The sequence below is a fragment of the Mesorhizobium sp. M0854 genome (genome assembly GCF_040319815.1).
GTDB lineage: Bacteria > Pseudomonadota > Alphaproteobacteria > Rhizobiales > Rhizobiaceae > Mesorhizobium.
Genome location: NZ_JAMYOL010000003.1, coordinates 483,406 through 496,846, shown reverse-complemented (window position 1 = coordinate 496,846; position 13,441 = coordinate 483,406). Strand labels below are relative to the sequence as shown.

Here is a 13,441-nt window from a genome sequence, read left to right as displayed (position 1 = left end):
CGCCAGGAATCACGGAGGCGTGGACATGAGCACGGATGAACACGCGGCAGGCGGCCGCATTCTGGTTTTTGCCGGCGGCCTATGCGGCGCGGCTGGCGTGGCGCTTTCGGCGGCGGCGGCGCATCTCGGCGGCGCTTTCGTCGGTACGGCCGCATCCTTCCTGCTCTTGCATGCGCCGGTCTTCCTTGCCGTCGGGCTGCTCGGTGGCAATAGCATCCTGCGAACCGGAAGCCTCATCCTTCTCGTCGGGCTTCTGCTGTTCTCGGGAGATCTTTTGGCCCGCGACTTCCTTGGCTCGCGGCTGTTCCCGATGTCGGCGCCGATCGGCGGCACGTTGCTCATCGGCGGCTGGCTGATGATGGCCGCCTCGGCGCTGGTGCGGCCGCGCCCTTGACGCGGCAGCCAGGTTCGCCGGTTCTGTCAGTCTTGGCGACGTTCGGGCCGGACTTGGCCGTCGCGTTTGGCCGTTTTGACCACACGCCGCCGCTCCGGCCGTTCGGTGGCCGGCGATATGCCCCAATAATTGCGATAGATGTCTTCGAACAGATGCTTGATCGGGTGCATGGCTTAATCTCCTTTTTGAATCGATCCAATCAGCGGGCACAAAAAATAGGCCGCCGATCAGCTCCGCTTGCGTCCTACGAGGAAACGCAGGTCGCGAATCCACGGACCGGTCCTGTCGCGCCCCTTGCGGGCCTCCGCGCTCGAGCGGATGCTCCAGTCGTTCCGGTAAATGTCCTCGAACAGATAATTGACGGGGTGCATGGCACTCTCCTCTTGTATCGATCCAGTCTGCGGGCAAAACCGCTCTTGGATCGATTCAAGAATATGCGTCACAGCACAAATGTCAAGCAAAATTTGAATCGATCCAAGGAAGATGTTAGTAATCGGCACTACTGTCGGACAGGAGTCCTGGAGACGAACAAATGACATCACCCACCGAGGGCAGCAGGAGGCCCATCCGGCTGGCGGACATCGCCAAAGCCGCGGGCGTATCGCACGGCACTGCCTCCAATGCCTTCAGCCGTCCCGAAATCGTGCGCGAGGAAGTCCGCGAGCGGGTCAAGGCGGCGGCCGAGGCGCTGGGCTACGCCGGCCCGGATCCCAAGGGCCGGCTGCTGCGCGCCGGCAAGGTCAATGCAATCGGCGTCGCCACAACCGAGCCGCTGTCCTATTTCTTCGACGACCCGTTTGCCCGCGTGATGATGGCCGGCATCTCGGAAGCCTGCGACGCCACCGGCGCGGGGATAGCCCTCGTGTCGGCTGGCAACGAGGAAAAACTTGCCTGGAATATCCAGAGCGCCCTCGTGGACGGCTTCATCCTTTTCTGCATCGAGGGCGGTCCGCGTCTCGTTGAGCTGACGCGCGAACGAAAGCTCCCCTTCGTCGCGCTCGAGCTCGGCTCGCAGGACGAGACGGTCTCGGCGATCAGTATCGACAATGTTGCCGGCGGCCGGCTCGCGGCGCGCCATCTGGCGGAACTTGGACATCGCCGCTTCGCCGTGCTGTCGCTGGCCTTCGCCGACGACAGCACCGGTCTTGTCTCGCCCGAGCAGGTCCGGACCGCAGTCTATACCGGAACCCGTGACCGCCTCCTCGGCTATTTCGAAGAGCTTTCCCGGTTTGGTGTCGACACCGCCAAGGTGCCGGTCTACGAGACGGAAAACGATAAGGCGAGCACAAGGGCCGGTCTCGAAACCATCTTCGCCTCGGCGGAACCGCCGACCGCCATCCTGGCGATGTCGGACCGGATCGCGATGGTGGCATTGGAATGGCTCAACGCACGGGGCATCGCGGTTCCCCGCGATATTTCCGTCGTCGGCTTCGACGGCGTGCCTGAAGCCGCAACTTGCGAGCCTCCGCTCACCACCATCGCCCAGCCGATCGCCGAGATCGGCCGCCGGGCAGCGCGAAGAATCCTCGACTTCGACGGCACCGTGCGGCGAGAAACGCTCGACGTCGAACTTGTCGTCAGGGCATCTTCCGGACCGCCGCCAAGTACAGGCTGACTGGGGCAGATCGGCTCCAAATCTTACCTGTTGGCCGCCATGGGACCGATGCCAAAGGATGGACGGACAGGCGGCGCCTCATTGCGGACCGGCTTGCCCTTGCCGGACCAGCCGATAGCGGACAGCCATTCCAGATAGAAGGCGAGCGCGAACTGCATGGCGATGCCGGCGGCGAGCAGCAGACTGTCATAGGCAAAGCCGCCCGGGTTGACCAGCTTCATCACCTGCGCCGCCATGGCAATCACCGTGCCGGCAATGAAAACCGGCAGCGAGCGTTTGCCCAATATGGCGAGCGGATTGTCGCGGCCGGTGCGGAACAGGTTCGAGACGAAAGGCAAGGCGACAACCAGGTAGCTCATCGCCAGGATGTGCAGCAGTCGCGGCAACGACAGGAACGTCTTGTCGAAACCGGTCAGCACCACCGGCAGGTCGAGCCACGACACATGCCCCCACAGCGGGCTGTGCACCCAGACGAGCGCCGTCAGCACATAGGCGGCGGCCGCGCCGACCAGCCAGCGATTGACCGGGATGGTGCCGCCGCGCCGCACATGCAACACGCTGGCCATGCCGATATTGAACAGCAATTGCCATGACAGCGGATTGAGGAACCAGAAGCCGGGCTCCGGGTAGTTCGGCGGCGCGATCTGGTAGATTCCGGCAATCAGCCAAAGGGCTGCGGACACAGCAAGCGCCGCCAGTGGCCGGTAGCTGATGAACAGCAGGAAGACCGGCGCCATCAACAGCAGCGCCGCATAGACCGGCAGTATGTTGTTGTAACCGAGCTGATGGCCGAGCGTGACGATGCCGACCAGGACTTGTGGCGGGTTCCTGACGAGCGGCTCGATGTTGATCAGCGTCAGAAGGTCCGGCCGTTTCGCAAACACCGCCGCCGCGCAGAAGATGGCCATGACCACCATCGTCGTGACGATGTGGGTGACGTAGAGCACGCCGGCGCGGCGCCACATTTTCAGCGTTGCAATCAGCCGGTTTCCCGGCTGGAACTTAGTGCCGTAGGCGAGAGCGACGGACATGCCGGAGATCAGCACGAAGGCCTCGGCCGCATCGGAAAACCCGAAATTCTTGTAGGTCAGGGTTTCGAACACGGTGCCCGGCACGTGATCGACGAATATGGTCAGGAGGGCGAGAGCCCGGAACACATCAATACGCGTATCGCGTTCCGGCGAAACTGGCATGGTCATCGATAAAAGGCCTTAAAGCTGGTTGTTCATGCCCGGCATGCGATCCCTCGGGCGACCACCCGGCGCACACTGCTTCGATCCCCCCGCGGGGATTATATCGGCAAAGAAACGGACTGAAATGCGCCCGGTTCAATCAACTTTCGCGGAGCTTGAAAATATTCCGTTTTGAAGCCGGCAAATTAACGAAAGTAACGCGGAATCAAAAGGATGTGCCTATGGCCGAGCAAAGCCTCGAAGACGGTATTTTGCAGGAGAATTCAGGCTTTTTCTACCGGCTCCATCGATCCGCCAATTTACCCGGTGACTGGCTGTTCCTGTTGCATGGATCGGGTGTCGACGAGACGACCTTGCTGCCGCTTGGTCGGCAAATCGCGCCGCATGCGGCGCTGGTTACGGTCCGTGGCCGCATCCCTCAGGAGGACGGTTTCCGCTGGTTCACGCGAATCAACCCGACGCGATTCGAGCAGGCAAGTGTCCGCGCGGAGGCAGATGCGTTTGCAGGCTTCGTCGCCGGCGTCGCGAAGCGCCACAGCCTCGATCTCCGCCACGCGACCTTTCTCGGCTATTCGAACGGCGCCAATCTGGTTTCGAGCGTCATGTTGCTGCATCCGGGCGTGATCGAGCGCGCTGCATTGCTGCGTCCTATGCCGGTGCTCGACGAGGTGCCGCCGGCCGACCTGTCGAAGGCACGGGCGCTGATCGTCGCCGGCGCCGCCGACCTGACCTACGTGCCATTCGCGCCGGTGCTGGCCGCTGTACTGAACTCGCATGGCGCCAAGGTCGAGGCCCACACCGTCGCCTCCGGCCATGAAATTGGCGATCCGGACGCCGACATCGTCAGGCAATGGCTGGCGGATCCTGCGGTCGCCGTTGCAGCGTCGGATCGATGAGCCCCGAAGCTACCCTCGCCCCATGCGGTTCCAGGCGTCCAGCCCGGCGATCTTGTAGGCTTCCGCCAGCGTCGGGTAGTTGAAGGTGTTGTTGACGAAGAAGTCGACTGTGCCGCCGAGATTGATGACCGCCTGGCCGATGTGGATGAGTTCGGTCGCGCCCTCGCCGACAATATGGGCGCCGAGCAGACGGCGTGTTTCGATCGAGAACAGAAGCTTCAGGAAACCGGTGTTGACACCCATGATGTGGCCGCGCGATGTCTCGCGGAACCGCGCCACGCCGACCTCGTAGGCGGCACCGCTCTCGCGCACCTGCTCCTCGGATTGCCCGACGGTGGAGATTTCCGGCACGGCGTAGATGCCGTAGGGAAAGGTTTCGGGCGGGGGCGGCAAGGGCACGCCGAAGGCATGGCAGGCGGCCACCCTGCCCTGCTCCATCGAGGTCGATGCCAGGCTCGGAAAGCCGATGACATCGCCGGCGGCATAGATGTTGGGCGCGCTGGTCTGGAAGGTCTGCGGATCGACCTTGATGCGGCCTCGCGAATCAGCCTCGATGCCGACGGCGTCGAGCCCTAAATTGCCGACATTGCCGGTGCGTCCCGCGGCATAAAGCACGATCTCGGAACGTATGGTGCGGCCGTCGGCCAGCGTCACCTCAGCATAGTCGGGTTTCGAGGCGATCTCCTTGACGGCACTGCCCAATCGGATGGTCATGCCGCGGTCGCGCATCTGATGGATGAAGTCGTCGACGATCTCGCGGTCGACGAAATCCAACATCGTGTTGCGCGGCTCGACCAGTGTCACCGGAACGTCGAGTGCCGAAAAGATTGTCGCATATTCGACGCCGATGACGCCGGCGCCGATCACCGTCAGCGTGCGCGGTAGCCGATCGAGCTCCAGCATCTCGTCGCTGTCGAAGATCCGTGTCTTGTCGAACGGCACGTCGCGCGGCCGGTGCGGCCGGGTGCCGACCGCGATCAGCGCATGGGCGAAGCCAACCTCGCTGTAGTCGCCGGTGTCGGTGGTCAGGCTGACCTTGTTGGGGCCCAGGAATTTTACCGCGGCGCGCGCACTCTTGACCGTGTTGCGCATGAACTGGTGCTGCAGCACCTCGACCTCATGGTCGAGCGTCTTGTGCAGGCGCTCGACCAGATCGCCGACCGAAATGTCCTGCTTGACGCGGTAGCCGCGTCCATAAAAGCCGCGCTCGCGCCAGCCGGAGAGGTTGAGCACCGTCTCGCGCAACGTCTTCGACGGTATAGTGCCGGTATGCACCGAAACGCCGCCGAGACGCCGGCCCCTGTCGACCACCAGCACCGACTTGCCGAGCTTGGCCGACTGCACCGCGGCGCGGCGCCCGGATGGGCCGCTGCCGATGACCAGCATGTCGTAGTCCATGTCGCCCCGTCCCCTCGGCTCGGCGCGCTTTGTGCGCCGCAGCAAACTAACGCTATCCGCGCCGTGAATTCAACAAGTCAGACGGCCCCAGGCGCTCTGTCGCCATCTACACGGCGGCGAAAGGCTCGATCTTGATTCCGCCGCGAACCTTCACCATTTCATCAATACGCGGCCCGTGCATTAACCCGGGTTCGATTACGAGGAAATGGCATGAACGCTCGCGTTCTCGACGGCGAAATCATCACCAGCAGGCTCGAAGATGTCCGCTCTTATGAGGGCGTGCGCACGCGGCGCATTCTCGCTTTCGTCATCGACTATTTCATCGTCGCGCTGCTCACCATTCCATTCGCGATCCTGGTGTTCCTGTTCGGGCTGTTGACGCTCGGCCTCGGCTGGATGCTGTTTTCCATTCTCGTGCCGACCGTCGCCATCCTCTACATCTGGAACACGCTCGGCAGTAAAGACCAGGCCACCACCGGCATGAAGATGATGGGCATCCGGCTCGACCGACTCGACGGCAGCCGCATCGACGGGCTGACCGCCGTCGTGCATTCGGTGCTGTTTTGGGCCGGTAATGTCATCCTTTCGCCGCTGGTCCTGCTGGTGAGCCTGTTTTCCGACCGCAAGCGCACGCTGCACGACCTGCTGCTCGGCACCGTTGTCAGCCGCAGTGGCCGCTGAGCAGACTTTTGAAGCGCGGCCGCAGCCTTTGCGCACAAATGTGAAGACGTCCAATCAACCAGGCTTTCACAATCCTGTTGAATTTTTCGGCGTCCGCGCCAAAGGTAGAGCGATTCGCAGGAGTATTTCCAAGGCTCGATGACGCAGCACCCGACCCAGTCGCCGCAGTTCTTTCTGACCGCGCCCTCGCCATGTCCCTATCTCGAGGGCCAGTTCGAGCGCAAGGTGTTCACACACTTGGTCGGCGACAAGGCCCCCGAGATGAACGATCTGTTGACGCAGGGCGGTTTCAGGCGCTCGCAGAACATCGCCTACAGGCCGGCCTGCGAGACCTGCCGCGCCTGTGTGTCCGTGCGCATCCTGGCGCAGGAATTCACCGCCAGCCGCAACATGAAACGGGTCATACAGCATAATTCGGATCTGGTCGGCGCCATGCACGACGCCGAACCCTCCACCGAACAGTATTCGCTGTTCCGCAGCTATCTCGACGTCCGCCACCGCCGTGGCGGCATGTCTGACATGACCGTGCTCGACTACGCCATGATGGTCGAGGATACCCATGTCGACACCAAGGTCATCGAATACCGTCGCCGCGGACCTGACAGCTTCATTACCGGCAAGGGCCAGGGCGAACTGATCGCCGTGGCGCTTACCGACAAGATGGCCGATGGCCTGTCGATGGTCTATTCCTACTTCAACCCGGACTTCGAGGACCGTTCGCTCGGCACCTTCATGATCCTCGATCACATCGCCCGCGCCAGGGCGATGGGTCTGCCCCATGTCTACCTGGGTTACTGGGTCAACGGCTCGCGCAAGATGAATTATAAGATGCGCTTCCAGCCGCAGGAGCATCTCGGCCCGAAAGGCTGGGAACGCTACAATCACGAAGCGGTTTCGCGCTGATCTTCGCTTTCGGTATTCACTCTTAAATTGTTTCGAGGAGGATGCCGCTGGGCTTCCGGCCGATCGGCTGGGAAACCGGGCGGGTCAATTTTGCGCCTCCAAGCCTACGCGAGAATTGCCGCATGTCTTCCCACAACGACCACCAGAGAGGCCTTCTGATCACCGCCATCGGCGGGCTGACGCTGACCGTCGACATTCCGCTGATCCGGCTCGCCGACGGCGAGGCGTGGACGATCCTGCTGTTGCGCACCGGCACGACCTTCGTCGCCACGCTTATCATCTGGGCCGCCTGGCGATCGCTGAGCGCAAAGGCACCGCAGCTTGTACCGGGCTGGTCAGGGCTCATCGTTGCCGGCCTCTACGGGCTCGGCTCGATCGCCTTCATCACCGGTGTCTACAATACCTCGACAGCCAACCTCGTTTTCATCCTGGCGTTCACAACCATGTTCGCGGCCCTTTTGTCATGGCTGTTCCTGAAGGAGAGGCCACGGCCCCTGACGCTTGCAGCGCTGGCACTTATGATCGTCGGCGTGCGATCATTGTCGGCGATTCCGTTGGAACCGGACATCTCTTCGGCGACCTGATGGCGCTATGCTCGGCTTTCATGATCGCCGCGGCCATCACCATCTCGCGCGCCAGCGGCAAGGATATGGGTTTCACGGCGCTGATCGGAGTGGTCCTGCCGCTGGCCGTCGCCACCCTGATGGTTTCCAAGGTGGGTTTTCACGTCAACGCGCCATGGTGGATCGTCTTCAACGGTGCCGTCATCATGCCGATCTCGTTCTTCTGCCTCGCCAACGGCCCGAAATACATCTCCGGGCCGGAGGTGGCGATGTTCTACCTGCTTGAAACCGTGCTGGCGCCGGTCTGGGTGTGGATGATCTTCGCCGAAACACCGACGCGCAACAGCCTGATCGGCGGCGCGATCCTCATCATGACCTTGATCGGCCATTCGCTCTGGCAGTTGCACGACGGGCGCAAGCGCCGCGCCACGTTCGCCGTCAGTCACCCGGCCTGATTCTTTTTCGCGGCGGCGCGTTCGGCAACAATTTCAATCTGCGGCGGTGCATCTTCCTGCTCCGCCGGTTCGGCGGCAGCGAGTTCATCGGTCAGTTCCACCTCGCGCAGCCATTCGCGCCAGATTGCGACCAGCAGGGCCATCAGCACCGGGCCGATGAACAGGCCGAGAAAACCCATTGTCTTGACGCCGCCGATCAGGCCGAAAAAGGTTGGCAGGAAGGGCAGCTTTATCGGCCCGCCGACCAGCTTCGGGCGCAATGTCTTGTCGACGATGAAGAGTTCGACCGCGCCCCAGACGAACAGCGCCAGCCCCGCCATCGGCGAGCCGCTGGCGGCGAGATAGATCGAGACCAGCGTGAACGACAGCGGCGCGCCGCCGGGGATAAGCGCCATGATGCCGGTCAGCGCGCCGAGCGTCACCGGCGACGGTACGCCGGCCAACCAGTAAGCGATGCCCAGCACCAGTCCTTCGCCGATGGCGATAACGGTCATACCGGTAACCGTCGACGAGATCGTCGCCGGCACCACGCGTGAGATCCGTTCCCATCGGGCCGGCAGGATGCGTTCGCCGAGGCGATCGACCTGCCCGGCGAAATGCTCGCCGTCGCGATAGGCAAAGAACAATGCGATCATCATGAACAGCAGCGTCAGCAAAAGTCCGAAGGCGCTGCCGCCGGCGGCAAGCGCGCCGCGATAGATGCTGCCGATATTGGCGCCGCTGATCAGCTGGATCAGTTCGCCGATACCGCCTGGATGGCCAACGTTGACCGTCCACTGTTCATTGAGCCATTCGCCTACTACAGGCAGCGTGGCGATCCAGTGCGGCGTCGGCGCGCCGTAGCGGTTGGTCTCGATAGCCCAGCCGACCCATTCGCGCACCTCGTTGATGGCGTAGGTGCCGGCAAGCGCGATCGGCACCACCAGGAAGGTCAGGATGAACAGGATCGCAAGCGTAGCGGCAATCGTGCGGTTGCCGCCGACGCCTGCGAGCAGCCGCCGATAGAGCGGCCAACTGGCGAAAGCGATAACCAGGGCGGCAAGGACCGGGAACAGGAAGCCGTGGAAAAAATATACGCCGGCGGCGACGATCAGCACCAGGAGCCAGCGCGCCGCCGACAGCGGTGGAATGACAGCGGCCCTGAGCGGCGTCGACAGGCCAAACAGACGCTGTTGCCGCTCCGGCTTCTGGATCCTGATTTCCTTCAAGCGCCCAATTCTCCCTAGCCCATCGCATCGCTTATGCACTGATATAGTGCAGCAATCGTGACGACATTCCAAATGTTCGGGTGGCGCTGCTAATCTCCCCCCTTGAGGGGGAGATGTCGCCGAAGGCGACAGAGGGGGTCGGGACGTCCTGACGCGACCTTACCACGAACAAAGCAGGCTGGCGCTTCATGCGCGGGGACCCCCTCTGGCCTGCCGGCCATCTCCCCCTCAAAGGGGGAGATTACCGCTTCACCCGAACTTGCCAGTCCTCGGGAAACCCTTCGGCACCATGCGGCCGGCCGAGGCGCGGGCGCCGATCCATTCGGCAAGCTCGTCACGCGATTTGGTGAAGGTGCGGTCTGCCGAATCCTGCCAGGACAGGCCGCTTGCGAGCGTGAAGGTCTTGAGGTCGAGGACACCGCCATCCTTGTATTTCTGCAGGCGCACGCCCTTGCCGCGTCCCATCTCGGGGATCTCGGCCAGCGGGAACACCAGCATCTTGCGGTTCTCGCCGACAATGACGAGATGGTCGCCGGCGACGCTCACACAGCGCTGGGCTTCGTCGGGCGCCTTGACGTTCATCACCTGCTTGCCCTTGCGGGTGTTGGCGACGACTTCTTCTTCCGGCACGATGAAACCGTTGCCGTCATGCGACACCAGCAGCAGCTTGCGCTTGGGATCATGGACGAAAGCGGTGACGATATCCTGGTCGTTGTCCATGTCGACGATGATGCGGATCGGCTCGCCGTGGCCACGCCCACCCGGCAGCCGGTCGGCGCCGATCGTGTAGAACTTGCCGCCGGTGGTGAAGACCAGCACCTTGTCGGTCGTCTGGGCGTGGAAGGCGAGCTTGAGGCTGTCGCCTTCCTTGAAGGTCAGGGCCGAATGGTCGGTCAGATGACCTTTCATGGCCCTCAGCCAGCCCTTTTCCGAAACCACCACGGTGACCGGCTCGCGCTCGATCATGGCGTGGGCGATATCGGTCAGGTCATGCTCGGGTGCGTCGGCGAACTCGGTGCGGCGCTTGCCGATGTCGGTGTCGGGCCCGTATTTCTGGCGAACGTTGGCGACTTCCCACTTGATCGTCGCCCACTGCTTGGCGTCGGACGCAAGCAGTGCCTCGATCTGCTTCTTCTCGCCGGTCAGGCCATTGAATTCCTCGCGGATTTCGAATTCCTCGAGCTTGCGCAGCGCTCTCAGCCGCATGTTGAGGATGGCTTCAGCCTGGGTGTCGGTCAGCGACCAGCGCACCATCATCACTTGCTTGGGCTCGTCCTCCTCGCGGATGATCCTGATCACCTCGTCGATGTTGAGGTAGGCGATCAAATAGCCGGCGAGGATCTCCAGCCGCCTCTCGATCTCGCCGAGGCGGTGCTTGGAGCGGCGGATCAGGACGTCGCGGCGGTGCTCCAGCCATTCCTTGAGCACACCTTTCAGCGACAGCACGTTCGGCACCTTGCCGCGCGACAACACATTCATGTTGAGCGGAAAGCGGCTTTCGAGCTCGGTCAGCTTGAACAGTGATTCCATCATGATGCCGGGATCGACCGAGCGGCTCTTCGGCACCAGCACGACGCGGATGTCCTCGGCGCTCTCGTCGCGGATATCCTCGAGCAACGGCAGCTTGCGCGCCATCAAGAGCTCGGCGATCTTTTCGATCAGCCTGGCCTTCTGGACGCCGTAAGGGATTTCGGTGACGACTATGTTCCAGGTGCCCCTGCCCTGGTCCTCCTGGCTCCATTTCGCCCTGACGCGAAAGCCGCCGCGACCCGTTTCGTAGGCTTCGAGGATCGAGGCTCGGCTGTCGACGATGATGCCGCCGGTCGGGAAATCCGGACCTTGCACGAAATCCATCAGCTTGGTGACGGGCGCATCCGGATGATCGATCAGGTGAAGCGCGGCGTCGCAAAGCTCGGCCGCATTGTGCGGCGGGATCGAGGTCGCCATGCCGACGGCGATGCCGGACGAGCCGTTGGCGAGCAGGTTCGGGAAGGCGCCGGGCAGCACGGCCGGCTCCTCGTCTTCCTCGTTGTAGGTCGGGCGGAAATCGACGGCGTCCTCGGTGATGCCTTCCAGCAGCAGCGTCGACACTTCGGTCATGCGCGCTTCGGTGTAGCGCATGGCGGCGGCGTTATCGCCGTCGATATTGCCGAAATTGCCCTGCCCGTCGACCAGCGGGTAGCGCATCGAAAAATCCTGCGCCAACCGCACCAACGCGTCGTAGATCGACTGGTCGCCATGCGGATGGAATTTGCCCATCACCTCGCCGACGATGCGGGCGCATTTGGCAAAACCCTGGTCGGGGTTGAGCCGCAACAGGCGCATGGCATGCATGATGCGACGATGCACCGGCTTCAATCCGTCGCGCACGTCCGGCAGCGCCCGGTGCATGATGGTCGACAGCGCGTAGGCGAGATAGCGCTCTTCCAGCGCCTTCTTCAGATCGACCGGCTCAATATTGTCGCCGCCGCCACTCTCGGGCGGCAAAAGCCTTTTTCCCATGGGCTGGCACTAGCCGAGCGGGTGATTCGCGGCAAGAGGCACACCGGTATGCGTGCTCCTAAAGCGCATCGCGTTCGACCGGCCCCATGCGACGCTTTAGGTCCTTGTTTTGATGCATGTCGTTATCGCAAAACCGTTGCACATTTTTGCGCGACACCCATTATGCAACAGGAATTGGAAGCGTCGCGACGCCGGCCAACATCAATCCGTTACATCCTGCTTCTATCGCAAGGCTGATGGATCGGGTTTGCCTTTGGCCGCGATTTTCGACCATTGTGCCGAGGCCCGCCTTTTTCCGGTCCAGTTCGTCACCGAATGGTGACGACGCGACGATTTGAAAAGAATTTCAGGACACTCTCAGGGGAGCTCTCGATGACGATCAGACACTCGACACTTATTAGAAGACACTCGACACTTGTTAAGAGACTGGCTTTTTCGACCTTTTTGCTGACGCTGCCGCTGAATGCGGCGTTCGCGCAGGATACCGCGGTCGCCGACCGGCTGAAGGCTGCCCTCGCCGCGCAGGGTGTCGACCTCTCCTGGACCGGAGTAACCGGCGACACCTCCAGCATGGTTCTGCAAGGCGTGGCGGTCAAACCGGCGGCCGAAAAGGAGGCGCTCAAGATCGGCGACGTCAAGCTCGAAGGTGTGACCGAAGCCAATGGCGGCTATCAAATCGCGACCGTATCGACGTCGCCGTTCGAACACAGCGAAGATGGCGTCACGCTCAATCTCAGCCCCTTCGTCATCCACGACATGACGGTTCCGGCCGAAGCCGCAACCGGTCCGCTGGGCTCGCTGATGATGTACAAATCGGCCGAGCTCGACAACATGACAGTCAAAGTGGCTGACAAAACTGCTTTCTCGATGGACGGGCTTGCCATCGCAATCACGCCGCCGGCCGACGGCAAGGCCATGGCGTTTTCCGGCACTACGGAAAAATTCGCTGCCGACCTGACCCTGGTCGAAGATCCGAAGTCCAAGGAAGTCATCAACGCGCTCGGCTACCAGAACATAACAGGCAATCTTGAGATGGAAGGCACCTGGCAGCCTACCGACGGCAGGATGGACTTGTCGAAATACGAAATATCGGTCGACAATGCCGGCACGCTCGGCATGACCTTCGATCTCGGCGGCTACACGCTGGACGTCATCAAATCACTGCAGGACATGCAGAAGAAGATGGCAGCGCAGCCCGAAGGCGCGGACAATTCGGCGCAAGGCATGGCCATGCTCGGGCTGCTGCAGCAGCTTTCGTTCAACAGCGCCTCGATCCGCTTCGACGACGATTCGCTGACCAAAAAGGTGCTCGATTATGCCGGCAAGCAGCAAGGCATGTCCGGCAAGGACATCGCCAACCAGGCCAAGGCGATCGTGCCCTTCGGCATGGCGCAGCTCAACAATCCGGAACTGACGGCGCAGGTTTCGGCCGCGGTCAACAAGTTCCTCGACGATCCGCAAAGCATCGAGGTCTCGGCCGAGCCGCCGGCCGCGGTGCCGTTCGCGCTGATCATGGCGGGCGCCATGTCCAACCCGCTCGACCTGCCGAAAACGCTCGGCGTGACGGTTACGGCGAACGAAGACTGACCGAGCTTTCAAGCAAAAGCCCGGCAGCGATGCCGGGCTTTTTATG

General features: G+C 62.3%; 12 protein-coding genes and 1 pseudogene. 7 read left to right on the top strand and 6 right to left on the bottom strand.

The window, feature by feature from the left end:
• Positions 1-25 precede the first annotated feature (25 nt).
• The gene (locus NKH99_RS08150) at positions 26-394 is read left to right on the top strand and encodes a DUF423 domain-containing protein (protein ID WP_352472028.1); all 369 of its coding nucleotides are present in this window, start codon (positions 26-28) and stop codon (positions 392-394) included.
• Positions 395-420: 26 nt separating this feature from the next.
• Here the strand turns inward: NKH99_RS08150 and NKH99_RS08145 are convergent, their stop codons facing one another.
• On the bottom strand, positions 421-564 hold the full coding sequence (locus NKH99_RS08145) for a hypothetical protein (RefSeq protein WP_352472029.1): 144 nt from the start codon (positions 562-564) through the stop codon (positions 421-423).
• Between the two features lie 57 nt (positions 565-621).
• On the bottom strand, positions 622-765 hold the full coding sequence (locus tag NKH99_RS08140) for a hypothetical protein (RefSeq protein ID WP_352472030.1): 144 nt from the start codon (positions 763-765) through the stop codon (positions 622-624).
• Between the two features lie 161 nt (positions 766-926).
• On the opposite strand from NKH99_RS08140, the gene NKH99_RS08135 reads away from it, so the two are divergent.
• Positions 927-2,009 carry a LacI family DNA-binding transcriptional regulator gene (locus tag NKH99_RS08135; RefSeq protein WP_352682066.1) on the top strand — a complete coding sequence of 361 codons (1,083 nt, stop codon included), beginning with the start codon at positions 927-929 and terminating at the stop codon, positions 2,007-2,009.
• Between the two features lie 23 nt (positions 2,010-2,032).
• Here NKH99_RS08135 and NKH99_RS08130 read toward each other — a convergent pair whose 3' ends face one another.
• Positions 2,033-3,208, bottom strand: a complete 1,176-nt coding sequence (locus NKH99_RS08130) for an OpgC family protein (RefSeq protein ID WP_023674470.1) — start codon at positions 3,206-3,208, stop codon at positions 2,033-2,035.
• Between the two features lie 215 nt (positions 3,209-3,423).
• Here NKH99_RS08130 and NKH99_RS08125 point away from each other — a divergent pair, with 215 nt between their 5' ends.
• Entirely contained in the window at positions 3,424-4,098 is a 675-nt protein-coding gene (locus tag NKH99_RS08125) for an alpha/beta hydrolase (RefSeq protein ID WP_353013512.1), read from the top strand.
• 9 nt (positions 4,099-4,107) lie between these two features.
• Here NKH99_RS08125 and sthA read toward each other — a convergent pair whose 3' ends face one another.
• Entirely contained in the window at positions 4,108-5,496 is a 1,389-nt protein-coding gene (gene sthA / locus NKH99_RS08120) for a Si-specific NAD(P)(+) transhydrogenase (RefSeq protein ID WP_352472033.1), read from the bottom strand.
• A 210-nt stretch (positions 5,497-5,706) separates the two neighbouring features.
• Here sthA and NKH99_RS08115 point away from each other — a divergent pair, with 210 nt between their 5' ends.
• From NKH99_RS08115 to NKH99_RS08105, 3 genes and pseudogenes are all read left to right on the top strand, one after another.
• Positions 5,707-6,177 carry an RDD family protein gene (locus NKH99_RS08115; protein ID WP_352472034.1) on the top strand — a complete coding sequence of 157 codons (471 nt, stop codon included), beginning with the start codon at positions 5,707-5,709 and terminating at the stop codon, positions 6,175-6,177.
• A gap of 138 nt (positions 6,178-6,315) precedes the next feature.
• Entirely contained in the window at positions 6,316-7,080 is a 765-nt protein-coding gene (locus NKH99_RS08110; protein WP_352472035.1) for an arginyltransferase, read from the top strand.
• Positions 7,081-7,202: 122 nt separating this feature from the next.
• Positions 7,203-8,098 (top strand): annotated as a pseudogene (locus tag NKH99_RS08105) (DMT family transporter).
• On the opposite strand, the gene NKH99_RS08100 reads toward NKH99_RS08105, so the two are convergent.
• Together NKH99_RS08100 and parC are read right to left on the bottom strand one after the other, a co-directional pair.
• Complete coding sequence (locus tag NKH99_RS08100) at positions 8,086-9,306, bottom strand: AI-2E family transporter (RefSeq protein ID WP_352542394.1); 1,221 nt, start codon at positions 9,304-9,306, stop codon at positions 8,086-8,088. The pseudogene NKH99_RS08105 and the gene NKH99_RS08100 overlap by 13 nt on opposite strands.
• A 249-nt stretch (positions 9,307-9,555) precedes the next feature.
• Positions 9,556-11,808, bottom strand: a complete 2,253-nt coding sequence (gene parC / locus NKH99_RS08095) for a DNA topoisomerase IV subunit A (RefSeq protein WP_353013509.1) — start codon at positions 11,806-11,808, stop codon at positions 9,556-9,558.
• A gap of 372 nt (positions 11,809-12,180) precedes the next feature.
• On the opposite strand from parC, the gene NKH99_RS08090 reads away from it, so the two are divergent.
• Complete coding sequence (locus NKH99_RS08090; protein ID WP_353013507.1) at positions 12,181-13,395, top strand: aq_1923 C-terminal domain; 1,215 nt, start codon at positions 12,181-12,183, stop codon at positions 13,393-13,395.
• Positions 13,396-13,441 lie beyond the last annotated feature (46 nt).

Coding starts and splice junctions, on each gene's coding strand:
- NKH99_RS08150 (WP_352472028.1), top strand. CDS start 26: ATGAGCACGGATGAACACGCGGCAGGCGGCCGCATTCTGGTTTTTGCC.
- NKH99_RS08145 (WP_352472029.1), bottom strand. CDS start 564: ATGCACCCGATCAAGCATCTGTTCGAAGACATCTATCGCAATTATTGG.
- NKH99_RS08140 (WP_352472030.1), bottom strand. CDS start 765: ATGCACCCCGTCAATTATCTGTTCGAGGACATTTACCGGAACGACTGG.
- NKH99_RS08135 (WP_352682066.1), top strand. CDS start 927: ATGACATCACCCACCGAGGGCAGCAGGAGGCCCATCCGGCTGGCGGAC.
- NKH99_RS08130 (WP_023674470.1), bottom strand. CDS start 3,208: ATGACCATGCCAGTTTCGCCGGAACGCGATACGCGTATTGATGTGTTC.
- NKH99_RS08125 (WP_353013512.1), top strand. CDS start 3,424: ATGGCCGAGCAAAGCCTCGAAGACGGTATTTTGCAGGAGAATTCAGGC.
- sthA (WP_352472033.1), bottom strand. CDS start 5,496: ATGGACTACGACATGCTGGTCATCGGCAGCGGCCCATCCGGGCGCCGC.
- NKH99_RS08115 (WP_352472034.1), top strand. CDS start 5,707: ATGAACGCTCGCGTTCTCGACGGCGAAATCATCACCAGCAGGCTCGAA.
- NKH99_RS08110 (WP_352472035.1), top strand. CDS start 6,316: ATGACGCAGCACCCGACCCAGTCGCCGCAGTTCTTTCTGACCGCGCCC.
- parC (WP_353013509.1), bottom strand. CDS start 11,808: ATGGGAAAAAGGCTTTTGCCGCCCGAGAGTGGCGGCGGCGACAATATT.
- NKH99_RS08090 (WP_353013507.1), top strand. CDS start 12,181: ATGACGATCAGACACTCGACACTTATTAGAAGACACTCGACACTTGTT.